This window comes from Croceicoccus hydrothermalis (genome assembly GCF_022378335.1).
Lineage (GTDB): Bacteria > Pseudomonadota > Alphaproteobacteria > Sphingomonadales > Sphingomonadaceae > Croceicoccus > Croceicoccus hydrothermalis.
This window is the reverse complement of sequence record NZ_JAIQCI010000028.1, coordinates 1-18,115: the sequence shown is the minus strand read 5'-3', so window position 1 is coordinate 18,115 and position 18,115 is coordinate 1. Positions and strand designations below refer to the sequence as shown.

Genomic DNA, 18,115 nt, shown 5'->3' with positions numbered 1-18,115 from the left:
AGCGCCCATCCCGCACGACACCGCCCTCTACCGTCAGCGTCACAAGGTCGAGAACATGTTCGGCAAGCTCAAGGACTGGCGCCGTATCCACACCCGCTACGACCGTTGCGCCCACACCTTCATGTCCGCCATCTGCATCGCCGCAACCGTCATCTTCTGGCTGCCGCAATGAGTCCTGAGCCTAAGCGGCCCCGCCCGTGATGATCAGTTCGCCGAACGTTCGCCCATTGTCATTGCCCGCGATCGTATAACGCACATCCTCCTGCCGCATCTCGAATCCGGCAAAGATCCGGCGAACCTCGGCATGATCGTTGATCGACAGGACGAACGATCCGCGCAAGCCGCGCAGCTGCTCGGCCATGCGCTCGAACTGCCCGCGGTCGAACATATCGGCGCCGTAATCCCCCTCGCTGCCGAAATATGGCGGGTCGAGATAGAACAGCGTGCTCGGCCGATCATAGCGGGCGATGAACGCGCTCCAGTCGAGCCGCTCGATCACGACGCCGGCAAGCCGCTCGTGGATCGCCTCGAGCATGGGGCCAAGCTTCGTTACGTCGAACCGGCCCGCGCCGGTTGGATTGACGCCATAGTGACGCCCCGCAACCTTCCCCCCGAATGCCAGGCGCTGGATATAGAGGAAGCGCGCCGATCGTTGCAGGTCGGTGAGCGTCGCCGGATCCTGCGCCACCAGCTTTTCGAAATTGGCGCGGCTTGAAATCTGCCAGCGGATCATCTCGGTGAAGGGAACGTAATGGTGCTGCAGCACGCGAAAGAACGTGCTGACATCCTCGGACCAGTCATTGATGACCCCGACCCGCGGCCGTTCGGTCCGGCGAAAGAACACGCCGCCCATGCCGACGAACACCTCGGCATAGGTCGTGTGCGGGATGGACCCGATCAGCGGAACGAGCCGCTTTGCGAGGTTGCGCTTGCCGCCGATATAGGGCGCAGCGGGCCGCACCGGATCGATGGGAAGGAGGGGTTGAACGAGATTCGACACAATTGCTTTTGTTCCATATATGTTCCCGCGCCGAGTCGGCAGGCGGGATGATCCCTTGGCGGGACCGAGAGGGACATGGCGATGGTATCTATCGTCGGACTGGGCGTGGCTGCGCCCTTCCCCCGCCATAAGGCGGGTCGTCTGGTTTTTGCGCTGCCAAGATGAGACATTCAATAAGCTCTTGTTGTTCATAGGGCTTTAACGCCATCAAACCTACGACTGTGCGCAGGCCGCAGGCGCGAAGACGGTCGACGCAGTGAGAGCTCAAGATTCGTCGGACTGCATTTGTTTGTGTTCGGAAATTAAACAGATGTTACACGAGTGTGGTGGCTCATCGAACTTTCGTTATCCGTCACATTTTACCACTCGTAAGGCGGTCGAATGTCTCCAAACGACGAAATATGCAGGATTATATCCGATCTCGAGAACATTTTGGGTAGGATGGATGAGCTCGAAATCTTGGGGATAGCCCGCCCCACAGCCTTACTTCACAGTTCAATAGAAAGCCTGCGCGATCTTCATTTCGCTCGAGCTTGGCGCACTGGTAAGTCCGCCAAAGGACCAAACAGCGAGTAGCCCAACGGAACCTTGCGCGCGTATTAACCTTTTGTTAACCAAGCTGAATTAGGGCTTAATCGCGAGAAGATAGGAACGATTGCAAAACGGCGCTATCGCAGGAGCTGATCCGAAATGACGAGTTCACCTTTCGATTCAAAAATGACCCGCTTGCGTCAAATTGAAAAGCTTGTCGCTGGATTAATTGAGGAAACCGATAGCTCCGTGATCGCGCTTCATCCCGAAGCTATCCGACAAACAAGTCCCGTACGAACGCCCGATATGCAAACAATCGGACTATTGATGCAAGCGTGGCGCGAACGGCGCGAACAGATTTTTCCGGTCACGAGATATGGCGAAGCCGGGTGGGACATTTTACTCGGGCTCTACAACGAATCTTTGAAAGGCCACAATCAGGTATCAACGAAGGTCGCGATATCCCGTGCCTGCACATCCGCTACGACTGGCCTACGATGGCTGTCCGTACTGGAGGAGCATGGCGCTATTCGCCGTACGGCTTCGGCCCATGATCAGCGATTGAAGATGGTACGACTCAATCCCGCTGCTCGCCAAAAAATCGAAATATACCTGCAGGAATTTGGGGAAGCAATGACGTCGCTATTTACCGGAGAGCGCAAGGCTAATCGGTCGAGCATTGTTCGTTTCGAGCCTCCACGCTTCCCCGAACTGCCCCAGAAAATCTGTGCGATGAAGCCCAACGCATAGCCAGCAATTTAGCAAACTCCTGTCTAAATCGGCTCGATCATATTAACGGTGAGTTCGCCACGTGGGGATTGATTGGCAATTTCCAACAACCCAGCAGGGGAAAGGCAACGTCGATATTGACAGCAATGAGCAGTCTGCTGAACGGGAAGAGTTGCATGTTCTAGCAGCAACCCTCGATAAGCTTATGAGAGCCCTCATTACGAAAAATCTTATGACCCGTGAAGATTTGCAGGAAATTGAGAGCGCGGTCAGCGGCAAGTTGGGATCTATTCCCCGCGCTTGGTCAACGCGCCGTTTTGCCAAAGTGGTCACAAACGCCGAAAAACATTTGCGCCAGATAAGTTAAGCGGTTTCTTTCCGCGAATAGACTCAAACTAATCGTTCTGCGCATACGGCATGAACTCCACCGCCCTTTGCCCGAGCCAGTCGTTCACCTCCATCATGCGCGACATGAGCGGCTCGATCTCATTGAGCATGAAGACGTCGAGCGCCTTCTGCACATCGCCGAACCCGCCATTGTTTTCGGGAATGATGGCGACGAGCTGCGGCGGGGTGCGATGCGCGGCCAGCATTTCGTCGCGGCTCACGCGCTTGACATTGAGGAACTCGTCCTTCGCGGCGACCTCGCTGATTGGGATGATCTTCACATCGTCTTTGCCGCCCGCCGGCGCATGCAGGAACAGGTTGCGGAAATTGCCCGGTCCCTTTGACTGACGAAGCGCCTCACGCACCTGGTCGGCGTCCTCGTTGCTCATCCCCGCGCCCGAGGCGTAGAAGATGAAGCCCGCATGGCTGCCGTTGAGATAGTAGCGCCGCCGGAACAGGGTCGCGGCCTCGCCGAGGAGCCCGGCCTGCAGCGCCCCGAAGAATTCCGGCACGCCATAGATCTCCTGCGCGGGATGCTCCTGCAGCAGCTGATGAACGTGCCCCGGCTCGAACGCATGTTCCTGTTGCCACCCCGGAACGAAGAAGAAGTGCCCCTCGTCGACGCCGCGCCGCATGTAGCGCGCCAGCGCATGGCGCAGCTGCATCGGCCGCCCGGCGAGATTGTCGCGCAGCTCGAGATAACCATTGCCAAGGCTGAGGAAGTCGAGCGCCCATTTGCGAAAGTTCGCCCGGTCAAGCCAGCGTGAGGGCACGAAGTGCTTCACCAGCAGGTTGACCTTCAGTCGGATACAGCTCGCATGCGGCCCCGGCATGTCGAATGCCCGCGCAAGGCCGCATTGCGACACCGGCGGCACGTACCACCGGCCATTCGTAACGCTTTCGATATAGCCGAGCATGCTGGAACGATCGAGCACCGGCTCCGGCTCACCGAAGCTGAACGCGGTGACACCGCCCTTGCCGTCCCCATCAATGGCGGCCGCCCGCTCCATCGCCTGGCCCTGCGCATCGTAAATCGTGACAGGCTGCGCCATCAAAAAATCTCCATCGTGGATTTCTGGCCCGCGGCATCGCCGTCGAGCGGTTCGTTGAAGAGGACGTGCATGACCGCCGACGCGACATCGGCATGGCCGGTGTCCTCGCTGCGGGATGCGACATAGGTCAACTGCTGCCCCGATTTCGTAAGCTGCGGCCGGATCGACAGGAAGCTGGCGGTGATGTCCTTATCGCCCGCATCGAACTCGAGCCGGCCGGCGCGGATCACGTTCTTCGCCTTCAGCACCATGAGGTTCTTCACCTGGGCGGAATACTGGATGCCGCGCGCTGCCGGAAACTTCGGCCGGATCAGCTGCAGCACCGCGGCGCCGACGCCGGTCGTGTCGATGCCGATGTCCACCACGTTATAGCGGCCCATCATGTCCTCGATCGCGGCGGCCTGCAGCTCGAAATCACCGCGCAGCCGCCGCTTGTCGAGAACGCGGAACGGCGCGCCCATCTTCATCGGGAGGGCAATCACGACGAGCGCGGCATCATCGCCCTGCGCGCTTTCCTGCGGATCGTAACCGATCGCCACCTCGCCATCGCCGAACGGGCGCAGGCCATAGGGATCGAAATCGCGCCATTTGTCGTCGGCATCGACGCGGCAACGGTTGAGAAGCGCCATCGGGAACGCCCCGCCGCATCCTCGATCGTGACGCGCTGCCGCCAGATCCCATCGGCGCACAGCACGCCGTCTCGCAGATCGTCGGCCGAATAGGCCTCGATCTTCGTCCAGTCCTTCTTGGGCTTGCCCTCGTTGAACCATTCGCCCGACCATTTGCGATAGGCGCCATGCCCGGTGCTCGAGGGCGTCGAGAAATACGTCTCGCGGTAGCGCTTCTGGCTCGCCATGCCGCTGGCGACTTCGTCGATGCGTTCGAAATCCTGCGCCCAGAAGCATTCGTCGTAATAGAAATTACCGTGCTCGCCCTGCGCGGTGCGGTAGTTCGCGCCGAGGAAGAACAGCGTCGGCCGTTCCAGCGGCTTGCCGTCCTCGTCATCGCCGCGGTCGAGCAGCACGTGCTCGCCTTTCAGCGTGATGCCGGTGACGCGGAACACGAACTCAATGATATAGCGGCGGAAGATCTCGGCCTGCCGGCGCGAGGCCGACAAAAAGATCTGGTTGCGCCCGGTCTCGAGCGCATCGATCAGCGCCTCGCGCGCGAAATACCAGGTCGCGCCGATCTGGCGGCTTTTCTGGATGAACCGGGTGCGCTGGTTGGCATTGGCCCACCATGTGCCCTGGTACCCGAAGCATTCCTCTTCGAACGCGGCTTTCAGCTGCGCGGCCATGTCGGCATCGATCAGGTTCGGCCGCTTCGCCTTCTTCGGCCCGGCATTGCGATTGGCGACCTTGGGATTGAGATCGGCCTCGTTCCCGCTGTCGCGATAACGCCGGCATCGTTCGAACCGCTCGATCTGGCGGCCGAGCAGGTCGATCTCCTTGAAGTCCTTCCCGCTCTTCTCGTCTTTGGCGACCAGCATCTGGTACCGGACCAGGACCGATTCCTCCGCAGCGCGGAGCGGCGGCGCTTCCTTCCACTTCTCGCGCTTGGCCCAGCTGGCGATCGTCGGGCGCGGAACCGGCTTGCCATCCTCGCCGCGCACCCCGAGCCGTTCCAGCTCGTCGACGATGTCGGTGATGCCCCACCCACGCCAATAGAGCGAGCGCGCCTCACGGCGCACGTCGGCATAGGCGGGTCGATCGAGAGGGGCGAGCAACATGGGCGGCAACTAAGCGCAGGTCTGTCGACCGTGCGCGCCTCTCTTGTTGTAACGGGCCGAGGATACAACAGCCCCCGCTTGAACCGCGGCCCGCTTCGGTGCCCTTTCGGGGCCGATGAATTCGGCAAGGCGCGTGCCCGCCTGCCGATCCCGAGCTTCGGCGCCCTGCCCCTCCCCTCGGGGCGCCGAAGCTGACCTGACAACGGAGCTCGCGACCATCATGCCCAAGCGTTCGAAATTCTTCTGCATCGCCGTCGAAGGCGCCACCTGCGATGGTCGCACGCTTGATCGCAGCGCGCTGGAAGAAATGGCCGAGACCTACGATCCGAAAACCTACACGGCGCGGATCAACATGGAACACATCCGCGGCTTTTCCGCCGACGCGCCCTTCAATGCCTATGGTGACGTCGTCGCGCTCGAAACCCGCGATGTCGAGATCCAGCTGGGCGGCAAGACCGAGACGAAGCTCGGCCTGTTCGCCCAGGTCGATGCGCTCGACACGCTGATCGAACTGAATGGCAAGGGGCAGAAGCTGTTCAGTTCGGTCGAGCTCAATCCCAACTTCGCCGGCACCGGCAAGGCCTATCTGCAGGGTCTAGCCGTGACCGACAGCCCAGCGCCGCTGGGCACAGAGGTCATGCAATTCGCCGCCAAGGCATCGACCAACCCGTTTGCCGAGCGCAAGGTCGAGAAGGGCAATTTCTTCTCAGCCGCGCATGAGGTTGAGGGGCTGGGTTTTGTTGACGGCGAACCGACTGAAACGACGGCGCTGCTCGCCGAGGCAAAAGGCTTGTTCGCGTCGATGAAGCAGTTCTTCGCCGGACAACCCGCGCCGAAGGAAAAGGAAGAGTCGGAAGTTCCCGAACCCGCGAACGACAATATCGCCGCCTTCAACGCGCTCGCGAGCGGCATGAACAAGCTCGCCGCCGCGGTCGAACAGCAGGGCAAGGATATCACCGCTAGCTTCAACCAGCTGCGCAGCGATCATGATGCGCTGAAAGCGTCGGTCGAAAACACCGACAAGAGCAGCCCGCAGCGCCAGCTCGCCAGCGGCCAGAACGCGAACTTCGCCCGCACCGACTGCTGATCGTCAACCGGAACACCCAGCCCGTCAACTGAACTGCCCCGCCTGTAAACCGCCCCCCGGCCGGAACGGCATCAAAGGACCGCCCCCATGCGCAACGAAACCCGTGCCCTCTTTACCGCCTATGTCAGCCAGATCGCGCTGCTGAACTCGGTACCCGACGCCACCGTCCGCTTCGCCGTCGATCCCTCGATCGAGCAGAAGCTCGAAGAGCGGATGAAGGAATCGTCCGAGTTCCTGAGCGCAATCAACATGGTGCCCGTCAGCCAGCAGGTCGGCCAGACCATCGGTCTTGAGGCCACCCGCACCATCGCCGGGCGCACCAACACCGCCGGCGGCAATCGCCGCAACCCCACCGATCCGACCGGCAATGAGGAGCGCAACAATTACCATTGCCGCCAGACGAATTTCGACTGGGCGCGCAGCTATGCGGCGATGGACGCATGGCGCCACCGTCCCGACTTCGAAACGAAGCTGCGCGATGCGATCCTGAAGCAGCAGGGCCGCGATCGGATCATGATCGGTTGGCACGGCACCCATGCCGCCCCCGAAACCGATCGCGTGGCGAACCCGATGCTTCAGGATGTCAACGAAGGCTGGCTGCACAAGATCCGCAACCGCGCGCCGGAAATGGTGCTGTCGGACGGCTCGCTCTCGGTACACAGCGACGGCAGCGATGATCCCGATCGCAAGGCCATTTACGTCAAGGCGGGCGCCGAACTCTACGATGCCAGCCTCGACAATGCGGTCGATGCGGCGGCGGATTATTCCTCGCTCGAAGCGCTGGTCCTCGATGCAAAGCGGCTGCTGCCCGAATGGCACCGCGGCGACACCGATCTCGTCGTCATCGTCGGCCATGACCTGGCCGACGACAAGTACTTCAACATCGTCCAGAACGCCGGCGCGACCGCGACCGAGGTCGAAGCGGCCGATCGCATCATCCGCTCGAACAAGCAGATCGGCGGGCTTCCCGCCGTGCGCGTGCCGTTCTTCCCGGCCGATGGCATCCTCATCACCCGGCTCGATAACCTCGCCATCTATATCCAGGAAGGCACGCGCCGCCGGCAGCTGAAAGACGAGAGCGAGTACGATCGCATCGCCAACTACGAAAGCGTGAACGAGGATTACGTCGTCGAGGATTACGAGCTCGCCGTGCTGGTCGAGAATATCGTGATCGGCGCCGCCCCGGCCCGCGATCCGGCGTAACCCCGACCGCTGACACCCCGGCCCGGCCTTGATCCGGGCCGGGCCACCCTTTCCAACAGGACCGCCCTTCGATGACCAGCCTCGCGATGCGACACCGCGCCCGGACCATGGCGCAAAAGCGTGCGGCCCCCGCTGCCAAGGCTGCACCGCGCCGCCCCGAACGCGCCGAAAGCGATTACCAGATCCGGCTCGCCGAGCTGGGCGAGGATCTGCGCGGGCTGAAGGACATGCAGTCGATCGAGACGAAGATCGCGCGCAAGGCCGAGCTGCTGCCCAAATATGACGACTGGGCCGAAGGTGTGCTGACCGCCGCGCGCGAAGCCGAGGACAAGGGCCAGCTGGTGCAGAGCGACCGCATCCTCGTGCAGACGATGATCTGGGCGATCGACACCGCCGACGAGACCCGCGCCCTGCCCCGCGCGCGCTGCGTCCTGCGCCACGGCATGGAACTGCCCTCGCGCTTCGAACGCACGCTGGGCTGCATGATCGCCGAGGAATTTGCCGAGACCGCGCTGCGCGCCATGGCGAGCGATAGCGCCGCCATGCCCGACACGCGCACACTTCTCGAAATCGCCGAGCTGACCGAGGACGAGGATATGCCGGACCAGGCACGGGCGAAGCTGCACAAGGCGATCGCGGTCGCAACGCTGCGCGCCGCCGATGCGGCCGAGGCCGATGACACCGCTGGCGACGGCCCGGCGGGCGGCAAGAAGGCCGCACTGGATTTTGCGCTGCGCCACGCGCGCCGCGCTCTCGCGCTCGATGACAAGTCGGGCGTCAAGAAACTGATCGAACAACGGACGCGCGAGGCCGCGAAGCTGGCTGCCGCGAACGACGACTGAACTTCGCGGCCGGCACTTGACCACTGGCCGCATCGACCTCGCCCCACGGCGCTCGGGGGCGGAAGACGAAGGACGGAGCAGGCTCGCCTGCCAAACCGCATCCTCTCGCGCTTCCCCACCCCCGAAAACTTTGATCGCTCGAAAGGAGCACCATGTCCGGCTTCGTCGCCCGCCCGCCAACCGATCCGGTGCCGCTCGCAGGCGTCGACCTGGTCGCGGGCGATGCATTCTGGCCGGGCGTGTCCATCGCCAGCTTCCGCGAAGCGATGAAATTTGGCCGCAGCACTATTACCGATGAGCGAGTCCGCGATGCCCCGCGAGGGGCAATGGTCCATGTCCGCCGCGAACTGCGCATGTGGAAGCTCGCGCATGTTCTCGCCGGCGCCACCACGCTCGCAGCGATCGATGCCGACATGATCGATGGCGAACCCGCCTCGGTCCTACTCTATCGCAGGGCGGTGTTCTGCACGGCCGCGGCCGATCTTGCCGAAACGCACCATGACGTCAGCGCCACGGCCGACGGCCACAGCCGCATCGATGACGAGGTCACCGCGGCGGACGAACTGCGCCGCAACGCCACCCACGCAATCCGCGACATCATCGGCGTCGCCCGCACCGCAGTCGAGCTGATTTGATGACCGTTCTCCTTTATTCCATCCTGACTTTTATCGCTGGCGTCGTCATCGAACGCCTTTTGCGATGATGCGGGTCCATTCGATCCAGCGCGACACGGTCGACCTCGTCTGCTGGCGAGAGCTGGGCAGCGAACGGTCGGTGCCCGCCGTGCTCGCCCGCAATCCCGATCTCGCCGCTCTCGGGCCGGTGCTGCCGGCGGGCACGCCAATCGACCTCCCCGATACGCCGCCCGCCACCGCGCCGACCATCAAACTCGTCCAGCTTTGGGATTGACCGAACGATGACACAGGAATTCTTCACCGGCTTCACCGCGCTTTCGGTCCTCGGCCTGATCGGCGGCGGTCTGCGCTTTGCCTGGAAACAGCTGACGAGCCGCATCGACAAGCGCGGCGCCGAACTCGACGCGCGCGAAAAGGCGTTCGAGGAAATGCGCGACAGCCGGATCCGCGTGCTCGAGGCCGAAGTCGCGCGCATGGGCGAGCAGATGCGAAAGATCATGGAAACGGTCAGCAAACAGCGGACCGCCATCCACTTGCTGGTCTCGAAAATCGCCCGCGACGAACCGGCCGCGCCCGAGCTCGCGCATGTGCAGGTGCTGCTGGGCGAGGAGTTCCCCGGCATCCTGCGCGACGCGCGCATGACCGGCATCCCGCCCTATAACTTCACCGACGATGCCCAACCGGCACAGCAGGAGGCCTGACCCATGAAGCTTTCGCCCCACTTCAGCCTCACCGAATTCACGAACAGCGCCACCGCGCGCCGCCTCGGCATTGCCAACGGCCCGACCCTCGATCACATCGAGGCGATGGGCCATCTGTGCCATGCGGTACTCGAACCCGTGCGCGAACAGTTCGGCCGCCCGGTGCGCATCACCAGCGGCTATCGCTCCCCCGCGCTCAGCCGCGCGGTTGGCTCCTCGGCCCGGTCGCAGCATTGCAAAGGGCAGGCCGCCGACTTCGAAATCCCCGGCGTCTCGAACCTCACCGTCGCGACATGGATCCGCGACAATTTGCGCTTCGATCAGCTGATCCTCGAAAACTACGTCCGCGGCGATCCGAATTCGGGCTGGACCCATTGCAGCTATCGCCCCGATCGCGCCCGCCATTCGGTGCTGACCTATTCCCGCCGCAAATATTGGAAGGGGCTGGTGGCATGACGCTGCCGCCCCTTTTCGCTCGTATCATGGCCCGCGTCGGCCTGACCGGCCTGCTGCTCGCCATCGCCATCGGCATCGCCGCGTATCAAAGCGTGCAGCTGGGTGGCCTGCGCGTCGGCCCGATCGCGGTCGAAGGCTGGCGGCCAAAAGCGCAACGCCTCTCGCAAGAGCTGAAAGACATTGCCGCCGCCCAAGACGAGGCTGATGCCCGCGCCCGCGCCGAACATGCCCGCGCCGAAACTGCCTATCGTGACATGGCCAAAAGGATCGATGACAATGCCCAAGCCCAAACTGATGAAGCGATGGCTGCTGCCGATCGCTACATTGCTGCTCACCGCGTGCGGGCCAAAGCCGCTGACTGTCCACCCGGCGGAACCTTTACCCCCGCCGGCGATCGAGGCTCCGGACACGCTGAAACAACCGGTCGACCGGCCCAGTTGGATGCGCCCGATCGCGAAGCTGATGGCGATATGGTCGTCGTAAGTGCCGCCGACGTGCGGATCTGCACGTCGAACACGCTGCGCGCCGAAGCCGCCCGCGATTGGGCAATCTCGCTCGAGGCGATGCGATAAGCGATGCGCAAACACGATGCCCTGCGCGCGGCGCTCACCACCGCCTTCCCTGATCTGACCCGCGATCCGCAGGCGCTGTCGATCTATATCGACAAGGGCCGCATTGCCGGACGCGCAGGGCCAGGCGGCACGCATCGGACCACCGGCTTCGAATGGCGCTATACCGTGAACGCCGTGCTGCTCGACTTCGCCGGCGATCCCAACCGTCTCGCCGCCACCGTGCTCGAATGGATCCGCACCACACAGCCCGAACGGCTGCAGAATCACACCGCCGGCGATGAAGCTTTCAGCTTCGAGGTTGATATCCTCGACGACGACAAGGCCGACATCGCCATCACGATCGCGCTGGACGAGGCGGTCGACATCGCCGCCGATGGCACCATGTCCTATCGCAACGAACCCGATATCGACCCGCCATTCGATGGCGTCCCACGCGAAACCGCGCTTGATGCGATCACCCTCGGCGGCGCAGGCCTGTTACCATGATCGACGCCGGCCGCGGCCTGGACGACCTCGGCCGCTTCTTCGATGACATGCTGGCCGACATATCGCCGGCTCGCCGCCGGCTCGTCGCGCGCAAGATCGGGCAGCAGCTGCGCCGATCGAACCTCGCCCGTATCGCCGCGAACGAAGAACCGGACGGCGGCGCCATGGAACCGCGCAAGGATCGTGGCGACAAACGACTGCGGCGGCGCAAGATGTTCCGACGGCTGCGCTACGCCCGCCACATGACGATCAAACCGTCCAACGAAGGTGTTGAGCTCCGTTTCCGCGGCGGCTCCAATCGCATCTCCAGCGACCATCATTTCGGTCGCAACAGCTATGTTGGCAAAACGAAGGCCGGTGACACGATCCGCACCCGCTATCCCCGCCGACAGCTGCTCGGTTTCAACAACGATGACATTGATGGCATGACCGATAAGCTACTTGCCTGGCTCGATCGCGATTGAACGAACTCGGTCAGAGAGGTCGCTTACGAAGTTAGTTGCCCATCCGGGGCAAGCGATTCAGGGCAACCGAGTTTCGTCAACAATTTATGACCTCAGCAACGCAAAGCGCCTCGGTGATGTCTAGACGAGAATGGCCAGATACCTAATTGCTTTTGCATAGTCGCAGAGCCAATTCGTCCAGATCATTATCGAAGGAAACGGGAAAAGCCATCTTAAGATTTTCCGCCATTTGAGAAAGTTCGACACTGGCGAACGGTAAACCTAGCGCCGATTCGGTTGGCGCTAAAACCTCGCACTTCCTCAAATATTCCAAATCGGACATATATGCCTGCACAATTCCGATGTCGCCCGGATCGGAGAGACTGAGCCTTGCAAGTTTATCCGCTTGGGAAGCTAAACGCGCGTGCAAGATAGTGGTCCTTCTATTCGTTTCGAGATGGTTAAAAAATGAAGGGAAATAGTTAAAAAAGCTTTAAGGCACCCCCTATCGCTTCGAGAATTGAGTCCACAACCGGAAGCAAAAATGCGCGGAAAAGCCTTGTTGTAAACCGTCCCCCTACAACAACAGCCGCTCGCCGCCCCTGCCATCCGTGCGCGATAGCTGGCGGCCATGCCCGCCTCGCCATCTTCCGCGCTCGACCTGTCCGCCCTGCCCGCGCCCGACACGCTGGCGGCGCAGGATTTCGAGGCGATCCTCGGCGACGCAATCGCTGATCTGCAGGCGCGCTGGCCGCAGCTCGACACGCCGGTCGACAGTGACCCTGCGGTCAAAATGCTGCAGGTGGTGGCATGGCGAGAGTTGCTCACCCGCCACGCGATTGACGATGCCGCGCGCTCTACCATGCTGGCCTATGCGCGCGGCGGCAATCTCGACCAGATCGGCGCCCTGCTAGGCGTCTCTCGCCGCATGCTTTCCGCCGCCACGCCGACCGAACCAGCAGTCATGGAGAGCGATGACGAGCTGCGCGCCCGTATCCAGCTTGCGCCCGAGGCGCTGCCCCATGCCGGCGTCACCGGCGGCTTCTCTCTCGCGCGCGCGCTCGCCATCGCGCCCACGCTGAAGGACGTCGCCGCCATCAATCGCGACGGCGGGCGCGTCGATATCATTCTGCTCGGCCGTGACGGCGACGGCGACGTGCCCGCCGCCACCGTCGCCGATGTTGCCGCCGCCTTTGCCGAGGACGACGCGGTGCAGCTTACCGATATCGTATCGGTGCGCGGCGCGAGCATCGTGCCCTATGATGCGGACATCCGCCTCACCATCGCCCGTGGACCCGATCCGGCGCTGGTAAAACACGAGGCGGAACGCGCGGTGCGTGCCTATGCTTTGCGCCGTCACGCCATCGGCCGCATCGTCTATGCACAGCAGCTCGCCGCGGTGGCCAGCGTCGGCGGCGTCGAACATGCCAGCTGCACGCTGGCCGATATCGCCCCCGGCGATGCCGGCGCGGCCTCTTTGCGCTCGCTCACTATCACGGTCGATGGGGCGTGATAGGTACGGCCCAGATAGCCGGCCCGCTGCTGCCGCCGAACGCGGGCGGCTTCGAACGCGCGTTCGAGGATGCAACCGCCGCGCGCGCCGCGCTGCCTGTCCATCTCGTCCGCGACGTCATGGATCCGGATCGCTGCCCGGCGGATTATCTCGGCTTCCTCGCCTGGCATTATTCGATCGACCTGTGGGACGATGAGTGGCCCGAGGCAAAGAAGCGCAATGTCTGCCGCAACGCGCTCGCCCTGCATCGCGGCAAGACGACGCTCGCCGGCATTCGCGCCCATCTCGATCTCGTCGATGTAAAGCTGGTGCGCGCAATCCGCCCGCCGGCACGCGGCTTTCTGCGCGGCGCGATGAGCGATGCGCAGCGGCAGGCATGGCGCGACGATCTGCCGCAGATCCGGCTCTACCCGTTCGCCACCCGCACCATCGCGCGTCCTGCGCACGGGTTTTGCACCGGGCCGGGCGCCCGGCGGCAATTTCACGGCGGGGGCAGCTTTGCCGAGGTCGCTCTCGTGATCGGTACCGGCAACGGTGCGGCGCTGGGCGGGCTTTCCGGCGTAGCGCATTCCACCGATGCTCCGGCAAAGCCCGTCGCCTTTCACCGCACTTCGCGCGGGCCGAAGCTCCACGGCCGCCGCGCCACCTTCCACGATCGCGGCGTGGAACAGGACATCGCCTTCGCCGATATCGAAGGCGGCACGGTCACGCGCTTCTTTCTGGCCAACGCGCGCTCACGCCGCAGCTGGCATGGCAAAGGGCATGGGACGGGATTCCTAGCCCATAGCCGCGCCGAACTCGGCATCGTCACCATTCGCGCTGACGCCGATGCGCAGGCACTGGCCGCCACGCGCGGCATGGCTCCGGTCGATGTGCGCCCGCAACGCATCGCGCAGCCCCGCATCGCGCCCGCGCCGCGCGCCTTCTTCGGGCGGCAGCATCACGGCCGCGCCGGCTTCCTGATGCGTAGCGCCGCGCCGTTGTTCCTCTATGACCGCATCGCCCTCCATGCAGCCCGCCGCATGGGCGCGCGGGGCCGCACGCCCTCCATGCAGCCCACCGCATGGGCGCGCGGGGCCGCACCCTCTCCTGGCACGGATCCGGCCGCTTCGGCATCGATCCCTTCTCGGCCGAGCTGAAGATGGCCGTGCCCATGCACCGCCCCCGCCGCCGTTCGGGCCGCTGGCACCGCGCCGGCTTTCGCAAGGCGGCGGATATGACCGCGCTTCACAAGGCAATCGAGGCGGTCGGCGTCTCCAAGGCGCTGCGAGACACGATCCGCCTCGACACCACCAATCATCGCCGCGCCGCCTTCGCCAGCGACCTGCGCTTCGGCGACTTCACCTTCGGCCAGCTCAGAAAGGTCTAACATGGAACGCTGCACGATCTTCCAGGACGGGATGGACAACGATCCCGCCGATTACAACAATCTGCAGGATTTCGCGCAGAGCTCGTTCGACCATATCGTGGCCGATGCGGTCACGCCGGAACGCAAGTTTGCAGGGTTCAAGGCCGCCGCCACCGGCGGGCGAGGTGCGCCGTTCCTCGAATGCTATGCAACCCGGTTGAAATCCGCCCTGTCGAATTCGATGGGGTCGGCGGAGGCGATTGCCGAGGCTGTCGCCAGCGCGGCGAAGGAAGGGGGCGAGGCGATATCCGCCGCCATCGCTGCCGCCAGCCCGGCCGCGAGCCAGACCGATTACCTCACCGCCATTCGCGAGATCGAGGAAGCGATCGAGGCAAAGACCCGCACCCTCACCGCTATTCGTACCCGGCTGAAAAGCGAGCACGCTCTCCGCACCGAAGAAGGAACCGCCCAATGAAAGCCTCGATCGCCTGCCCCCATTGCCGCTGCGCCGCGCAGGTGCGCACGAGCCGGGCCATCACCCGCATGTACCGGCAATTGCACCTCGCCTGCACGAATATCGATTGCGGGCACACCTTCGCGGCAGAGCTAACCGTCACGCACACCATCTCGCCCAGCGCGATGCCCGACCCCGGGGTTCACCTGCGCAACGCCCCGCCCCGCCGGCGTGCCGACAACGACAATCATGCACGCCTCCCCGCGCCGTCACCGCGCCCCGCGAACGACGACGAACGAACCGGCGACATGTCGCTCCGGCTCTAAGCCCGGCGCCATAGCCCGCCCGGAGCAGGCACCCGCCCGCTCCCCATGATCCCACCAACCGCAAAAGCCGCCGCTTTCGCGAACCCTTCCTGCTGTCCGGAGAAGACGACGATGTATCTGACGAAGCCTGAACCCAACCCTCCCCGCCTGCCCGCCGGGCCAATGGCGCAGGCCGCCCGCGTGGCGGACGCCGCCACCGCCGACCGCATGTCGCCTGGCACCTATGTCCGCCTGCGCCGGCACAAGGCGGGATGGTCGATCCCCGACCTCGCCCGCGCCGTCGCCGCAACACCCGATGACCGCCAACCGCTGCAGGATGAATTCCGCGCGATCGAACAATCGAGCAGCGGGATCCACCGCCGCCGTGTCGCGCAAATGGCCGAGCTGCTTGATCTCGACATGGCGATCTACCTCGCCCTGGTCGGCTTTGCGCAGAACCCATCGCCCGACCTTCCCTCCCCGCGCATCTGCACCGGATGCGGCTGCACCTGGGATCACGCCTGCGCCGACAAGGACGGGCTTTGTGATTTTCCGGACGACAAAACCGACCTGTGCACCGCCTGCACCCACACCGAAAAGGACTGACCATGCCCGAAACAACCGACGACCGGCTCCGCCTGCTGATCGAACGCATCGAAAGGCTGGAGGAAGAAAAGCGCGGCATCGCCGAGGATATCAAGGGCGTCTACGCCGAGGCGAAGGCCACCGGCTACGACGTAAAGATCATGCGCGAAATCGTCCGCCTGCGCCGGATGAAAGCCGACGACCGCCGCGAAATGGACATGGTTCTCGAAACCTACAAAGCCGCGCTGGGCATCGATTGATGGCACGGGTCAAACCCCGCCCCATCGACCCAGCCATCCAAGCCCGCGCCAAACGTGCCGCCGCCGACGTCGTCGCGGCCTGGCCAACCGAGCAGCTTCACGCCTCACACGCCGCCGACCGCCTCGCAAAGGCGTGGGCGATCTCCCTCCATTCCGCGAGCGACGTCATCGCGACTGAAAAGCGCCGCCGCGGCCTTTCCGAAAGGTTCGGACAATGAACGAACACGCCGAACGGCCGATCGGCCGCTTCCTTAAAATCGACGACGTCGAGAAGGAAACTTCGCTCAGCCGATGGACGATCCGCCGAAGGATCAAAGCCGGAGACTTCCCCTCGCCCCGTAAAATCGGAAGCGGGCGAGTCGCGTGGATCGAACGCGAAATCGACGATTGGAAGCGCTGTGCACTGGAAGTTTCCCACGATTGATTTTGGGGGTTCCGATGGGGGTCCGACCAACAATCAAAAACCTTATTCACTTTGTATAACAGGACCTTAGGCATGCAGTCTGCGTTCTACTCGGGGAGCCACTATCTCTTTTCATCGACGTGCAATTTCGGGTAGGAACCTTGCGTTTCTGCCGTTTTTGCGCTGTCTGATGGTGCATGGAAGTGCATACAAGAGCAGGTGAGCGCGAACAGTTTGGCGGTCTCGTTTAGATCGGGCGGAGAGATCGGCCGGGATTCGCGGGGCAGGCTTGCCATCACGCCGTCGGCATGGGCGGCGATCAGCCGGCTGGATTGTGCTGAAACTTGACATCAGCCGACTGTCCCAAGGTGTCAGCCCCGAGCGTTCGTTTAAAAAGCGCGCCCGTATCCGCGCATCAGTCAGTGTCATTTCGGGATAGTCGCCTTGTGTATGCAAAGCGCTTCCTGCTGCGACCAGCGTGCGCCATTGTCAGGTGCGGTGACCGTTCGGCACGACGAGCAGGAACAATCCTTCCCCGTCGCACAGCTTGTATGAACGCGAACGAGCGCAGGCCGTGCTTTGCGATGGGTCACTCCGCAGCCAAAGGTAACTGCGTCGACAGGGTTTGACGGATTGACGCGAATGGTTCGTAACACAGGTTTTACAAAGCATGCGCCTCTGTCATAATTACACACGCGGAAAGTGATGTGCGCCTGGCCACCGTGCGCGGCATAGCGGACATCGGCGGATGGCGTTGAACCACCAGGCAACGGAGTCCAATCGATGAAGCACTTTTACGCCATCGTGCACAAAGGCAGGAACAGCGCCTATGGCGTCGAATTTCCCGACCTGCCGGGCTGCTTCTCGGCCGCCGGGGAGCTGTGCGATGTTATCCGGCATGCGCGTGAAGCGCTTGCGCTATGGTTCGACGATGCACCTGAAACCGAGCCGCGCTCGCCTGAGCGGCTCAAGGAAACCATGACCGGGCAATTGCCCGCCGGGGCGTTTCTCATGCCCATCCCGTTCGTCCGGCGGGACCTCCCCCCTTGCAAACCAACACCTCAATCGATGCCGCCCCGTTCGCGGTGATCGACGAGGCCCGCTCCGAACAAAGCGTATGATCGCCCCCTTGCGCCGCTGACTCGCGGATCGGCCTGCCGCCCCTGCTTTCGATCATGATGCAGGAAAGACATCCGTCCTGTTGGGCCAACCCGAACCGGGACGACGCGATATTTGCGATTTGGCAACATTTCTTTCGCGTCGAGCCCGACCCAGGACGGCTTAGAAGTCGTAACTGACCGAGGTATATCGTATCCATCCGGTGAGGACCGCGGCGCGATAGCTACACGCCCTATTTTGTGATGATGCGCTTTGCGGCGGCGTTGCGTTTGGCG

General features: G+C 63.2%; 27 protein-coding genes. 22 read left to right on the top strand and 5 right to left on the bottom strand.

Going from position 1 to position 18,115, the window contains the following annotated elements:
* Positions 1 to 172, top strand: a 172-nt coding sequence (locus K4G67_RS14185; RefSeq protein ID WP_239806982.1) for a transposase, incomplete at its 5' end; no start/stop codon positions are given.
* Positions 173 to 181: 9 nt separating this feature from the next.
* On the opposite strand, the gene K4G67_RS14180 is transcribed toward K4G67_RS14185, so the two are convergent.
* Positions 182 to 1,000, bottom strand: a complete 819-nt coding sequence (locus K4G67_RS14180) for a DNA adenine methylase (RefSeq protein ID WP_420830045.1) — start codon at positions 998 to 1,000, stop codon at positions 182 to 184.
* A 690-nt stretch (positions 1,001 to 1,690) separates the two neighbouring features.
* Between K4G67_RS14180 and K4G67_RS14175 the strand changes: the two genes are divergently transcribed.
* Positions 1,691 to 2,281 (top strand): MarR family winged helix-turn-helix transcriptional regulator, encoded by a 591-nt coding sequence (locus tag K4G67_RS14175; protein WP_239806980.1) that lies wholly within the window; start codon positions 1,691 to 1,693, stop codon positions 2,279 to 2,281.
* Between the two features lie 61 nt (positions 2,282 to 2,342).
* Complete coding sequence (locus K4G67_RS14170; protein ID WP_239806979.1) at positions 2,343 to 2,627, top strand: hypothetical protein; 285 nt, start codon at positions 2,343 to 2,345, stop codon at positions 2,625 to 2,627.
* 28 nt (positions 2,628 to 2,655) lie between these two features.
* Here K4G67_RS14170 and K4G67_RS14165 read toward each other — a convergent pair whose 3' ends face one another.
* The 3 genes from K4G67_RS14165 to K4G67_RS14155 are packed head-to-tail and all read right to left on the bottom strand — an operon-like array spanning position 2,656 to position 5,428.
* Entirely contained in the window at positions 2,656 to 3,699 is a 1,044-nt protein-coding gene (locus K4G67_RS14165) for a phage portal protein (protein WP_239806978.1), read from the bottom strand.
* Positions 3,699 to 4,238 (bottom strand): phage terminase large subunit family protein, encoded by a 540-nt coding sequence (locus tag K4G67_RS14160; protein ID WP_239806977.1) that lies wholly within the window; start codon positions 4,236 to 4,238, stop codon positions 3,699 to 3,701. The genes K4G67_RS14165 and K4G67_RS14160 overlap by 1 nt, the downstream gene beginning before the upstream one ends.
* Positions 4,178 to 5,428 (bottom strand): terminase large subunit domain-containing protein, encoded by a 1,251-nt coding sequence (locus K4G67_RS14155; protein ID WP_239806976.1) that lies wholly within the window; start codon positions 5,426 to 5,428, stop codon positions 4,178 to 4,180. The genes K4G67_RS14160 and K4G67_RS14155 overlap by 61 nt, the downstream gene beginning before the upstream one ends.
* Positions 5,429 to 5,648: 220 nt before the next feature.
* On the opposite strand from K4G67_RS14155, the gene K4G67_RS14150 reads away from it, so the two are divergent.
* The 10 genes from K4G67_RS14150 to K4G67_RS14105 all read left to right on the top strand — a co-directional run bounded on the left by K4G67_RS14150 (position 5,649) and on the right by K4G67_RS14105 (position 11,874).
* A complete protein-coding gene (locus K4G67_RS14150) occupies positions 5,649 to 6,515 on the top strand; it encodes a GPO family capsid scaffolding protein (protein WP_239806975.1) in 867 nt (288 codons plus the stop codon).
* An 87-nt stretch (positions 6,516 to 6,602) separates the two neighbouring features.
* The gene (locus K4G67_RS14145) at positions 6,603 to 7,718 is read left to right on the top strand and encodes a phage major capsid protein, P2 family (protein WP_239806974.1); all 1,116 of its coding nucleotides are present in this window, start codon (positions 6,603 to 6,605) and stop codon (positions 7,716 to 7,718) included.
* A 71-nt stretch (positions 7,719 to 7,789) separates the two neighbouring features.
* Positions 7,790 to 8,560: a phage terminase small subunit gene (gene gpM, locus K4G67_RS14140; RefSeq protein WP_239806973.1), complete on the top strand. Its 771-nt coding sequence runs from the start codon at positions 7,790 to 7,792 to the stop codon at positions 8,558 to 8,560.
* Positions 8,561 to 8,712: 152 nt separating this feature from the next.
* Positions 8,713 to 9,195: a head completion/stabilization protein gene (locus K4G67_RS14135; RefSeq protein ID WP_239806972.1), complete on the top strand. Its 483-nt coding sequence runs from the start codon at positions 8,713 to 8,715 to the stop codon at positions 9,193 to 9,195.
* 64 nt (positions 9,196 to 9,259) lie between these two features.
* A complete protein-coding gene (locus K4G67_RS14130) occupies positions 9,260 to 9,469 on the top strand; it encodes a tail protein X (RefSeq protein ID WP_239806971.1) in 210 nt (69 codons plus the stop codon).
* Between the two features lie 7 nt (positions 9,470 to 9,476).
* Positions 9,477 to 9,896, top strand: coding sequence for a hypothetical protein (locus K4G67_RS14125; RefSeq protein WP_239806970.1), 420 nt, complete (start codon positions 9,477 to 9,479; stop codon positions 9,894 to 9,896).
* Between the two features lie 3 nt (positions 9,897 to 9,899).
* Positions 9,900 to 10,352, top strand: coding sequence for a D-Ala-D-Ala carboxypeptidase family metallohydrolase (locus tag K4G67_RS14120; RefSeq protein ID WP_239806969.1), 453 nt, complete (start codon positions 9,900 to 9,902; stop codon positions 10,350 to 10,352).
* Positions 10,353 to 10,378: 26 nt separating this feature from the next.
* Positions 10,379 to 10,924: a hypothetical protein gene (locus tag K4G67_RS14115; RefSeq protein ID WP_239806968.1), complete on the top strand. Its 546-nt coding sequence runs from the start codon at positions 10,379 to 10,381 to the stop codon at positions 10,922 to 10,924.
* Between the two features lie 3 nt (positions 10,925 to 10,927).
* On the top strand, positions 10,928 to 11,410 hold the full coding sequence (locus K4G67_RS14110; protein ID WP_239806967.1) for a phage tail protein: 483 nt from the start codon (positions 10,928 to 10,930) through the stop codon (positions 11,408 to 11,410).
* Positions 11,407 to 11,874 (top strand): phage virion morphogenesis protein, encoded by a 468-nt coding sequence (locus K4G67_RS14105; protein ID WP_239806966.1) that lies wholly within the window; start codon positions 11,407 to 11,409, stop codon positions 11,872 to 11,874. The genes K4G67_RS14110 and K4G67_RS14105 overlap by 4 nt, the downstream gene beginning before the upstream one ends.
* Positions 11,875 to 12,016: 142 nt before the next feature.
* On the opposite strand, the gene K4G67_RS14100 is transcribed toward K4G67_RS14105, so the two are convergent.
* Positions 12,017 to 12,283, bottom strand: coding sequence for a hypothetical protein (locus K4G67_RS14100; RefSeq protein WP_239806965.1), 267 nt, complete (start codon positions 12,281 to 12,283; stop codon positions 12,017 to 12,019).
* Between the two features lie 201 nt (positions 12,284 to 12,484).
* On the opposite strand from K4G67_RS14100, the gene K4G67_RS14095 reads away from it, so the two are divergent.
* The 9 genes from K4G67_RS14095 (at position 12,485) to K4G67_RS14055 (ending at position 17,810) form a co-directional block, all read left to right on the top strand.
* Positions 12,485 to 13,366: a baseplate assembly protein gene (locus tag K4G67_RS14095; protein WP_239806964.1), complete on the top strand. Its 882-nt coding sequence runs from the start codon at positions 12,485 to 12,487 to the stop codon at positions 13,364 to 13,366.
* On the top strand, positions 13,363 to 14,505 hold the full coding sequence (locus K4G67_RS14090) for a phage tail protein I (RefSeq protein WP_239806963.1): 1,143 nt from the start codon (positions 13,363 to 13,365) through the stop codon (positions 14,503 to 14,505). The genes K4G67_RS14095 and K4G67_RS14090 overlap by 4 nt, the downstream gene beginning before the upstream one ends.
* On the top strand, positions 14,430 to 14,735 hold the full coding sequence (locus K4G67_RS14085; RefSeq protein WP_239806983.1) for a hypothetical protein: 306 nt from the start codon (positions 14,430 to 14,432) through the stop codon (positions 14,733 to 14,735). The genes K4G67_RS14090 and K4G67_RS14085 overlap by 76 nt, the downstream gene beginning before the upstream one ends.
* Before the next feature lies 1 nt (position 14,736).
* A complete protein-coding gene (locus tag K4G67_RS14080; protein ID WP_239806962.1) occupies positions 14,737 to 15,189 on the top strand; it encodes a hypothetical protein in 453 nt (150 codons plus the stop codon).
* Entirely contained in the window at positions 15,186 to 15,494 is a 309-nt protein-coding gene (locus K4G67_RS14075; RefSeq protein WP_239806961.1) for an Ogr/Delta-like zinc finger protein, read from the top strand. Before K4G67_RS14080 ends, K4G67_RS14075 begins: the two co-directional genes overlap by 4 nt.
* Positions 15,495 to 15,605: 111 nt before the next feature.
* Positions 15,606 to 16,079 carry a helix-turn-helix domain-containing protein gene (locus K4G67_RS14070; protein WP_239806960.1) on the top strand — a complete coding sequence of 158 codons (474 nt, stop codon included), beginning with the start codon at positions 15,606 to 15,608 and terminating at the stop codon, positions 16,077 to 16,079.
* 2 nt (positions 16,080 to 16,081) lie between these two features.
* On the top strand, positions 16,082 to 16,318 hold the full coding sequence (locus K4G67_RS14065) for a DUF2312 domain-containing protein (RefSeq protein WP_239806959.1): 237 nt from the start codon (positions 16,082 to 16,084) through the stop codon (positions 16,316 to 16,318).
* A gap of 214 nt (positions 16,319 to 16,532) precedes the next feature.
* On the top strand, positions 16,533 to 16,742 hold the full coding sequence (locus K4G67_RS14060) for a helix-turn-helix transcriptional regulator (RefSeq protein ID WP_239806958.1): 210 nt from the start codon (positions 16,533 to 16,535) through the stop codon (positions 16,740 to 16,742).
* Between the two features lie 762 nt (positions 16,743 to 17,504).
* A complete protein-coding gene (locus tag K4G67_RS14055) occupies positions 17,505 to 17,810 on the top strand; it encodes a type II toxin-antitoxin system HicB family antitoxin (protein WP_239806957.1) in 306 nt (101 codons plus the stop codon).
* Positions 17,811 to 18,115 lie beyond the last annotated feature (305 nt).

Coding starts and splice junctions, on each gene's coding strand:
- K4G67_RS14155 (WP_239806976.1), bottom strand. CDS start 5,428: ATGTTGCTCGCCCCTCTCGATCGACCCGCCTATGCCGACGTGCGCCGT.
- K4G67_RS14065 (WP_239806959.1), top strand. CDS start 16,082: ATGCCCGAAACAACCGACGACCGGCTCCGCCTGCTGATCGAACGCATC.
- K4G67_RS14095 (WP_239806964.1), top strand. CDS start 12,485: ATGCCCGCCTCGCCATCTTCCGCGCTCGACCTGTCCGCCCTGCCCGCG.
- gpM (WP_239806973.1), top strand. CDS start 7,790: ATGACCAGCCTCGCGATGCGACACCGCGCCCGGACCATGGCGCAAAAG.
- K4G67_RS14130 (WP_239806971.1), top strand. CDS start 9,260: ATGATGCGGGTCCATTCGATCCAGCGCGACACGGTCGACCTCGTCTGC.
- K4G67_RS14115 (WP_239806968.1), top strand. CDS start 10,379: ATGGCCCGCGTCGGCCTGACCGGCCTGCTGCTCGCCATCGCCATCGGC.
- K4G67_RS14145 (WP_239806974.1), top strand. CDS start 6,603: ATGCGCAACGAAACCCGTGCCCTCTTTACCGCCTATGTCAGCCAGATC.
- K4G67_RS14125 (WP_239806970.1), top strand. CDS start 9,477: ATGACACAGGAATTCTTCACCGGCTTCACCGCGCTTTCGGTCCTCGGC.
- K4G67_RS14120 (WP_239806969.1), top strand. CDS start 9,900: ATGAAGCTTTCGCCCCACTTCAGCCTCACCGAATTCACGAACAGCGCC.
- K4G67_RS14075 (WP_239806961.1), top strand. CDS start 15,186: ATGAAAGCCTCGATCGCCTGCCCCCATTGCCGCTGCGCCGCGCAGGTG.
- K4G67_RS14080 (WP_239806962.1), top strand. CDS start 14,737: ATGGAACGCTGCACGATCTTCCAGGACGGGATGGACAACGATCCCGCC.
- K4G67_RS14105 (WP_239806966.1), top strand. CDS start 11,407: ATGATCGACGCCGGCCGCGGCCTGGACGACCTCGGCCGCTTCTTCGAT.
- K4G67_RS14060 (WP_239806958.1), top strand. CDS start 16,533: ATGAACGAACACGCCGAACGGCCGATCGGCCGCTTCCTTAAAATCGAC.
- K4G67_RS14175 (WP_239806980.1), top strand. CDS start 1,691: ATGACGAGTTCACCTTTCGATTCAAAAATGACCCGCTTGCGTCAAATT.
- K4G67_RS14165 (WP_239806978.1), bottom strand. CDS start 3,699: ATGGCGCAGCCTGTCACGATTTACGATGCGCAGGGCCAGGCGATGGAG.
- K4G67_RS14070 (WP_239806960.1), top strand. CDS start 15,606: ATGTATCTGACGAAGCCTGAACCCAACCCTCCCCGCCTGCCCGCCGGG.
- K4G67_RS14055 (WP_239806957.1), top strand. CDS start 17,505: ATGAAGCACTTTTACGCCATCGTGCACAAAGGCAGGAACAGCGCCTAT.
- K4G67_RS14150 (WP_239806975.1), top strand. CDS start 5,649: ATGCCCAAGCGTTCGAAATTCTTCTGCATCGCCGTCGAAGGCGCCACC.
- K4G67_RS14135 (WP_239806972.1), top strand. CDS start 8,713: ATGTCCGGCTTCGTCGCCCGCCCGCCAACCGATCCGGTGCCGCTCGCA.
- K4G67_RS14110 (WP_239806967.1), top strand. CDS start 10,928: ATGCGCAAACACGATGCCCTGCGCGCGGCGCTCACCACCGCCTTCCCT.
- K4G67_RS14085 (WP_239806983.1), top strand. CDS start 14,430: ATGGGCGCGCGGGGCCGCACCCTCTCCTGGCACGGATCCGGCCGCTTC.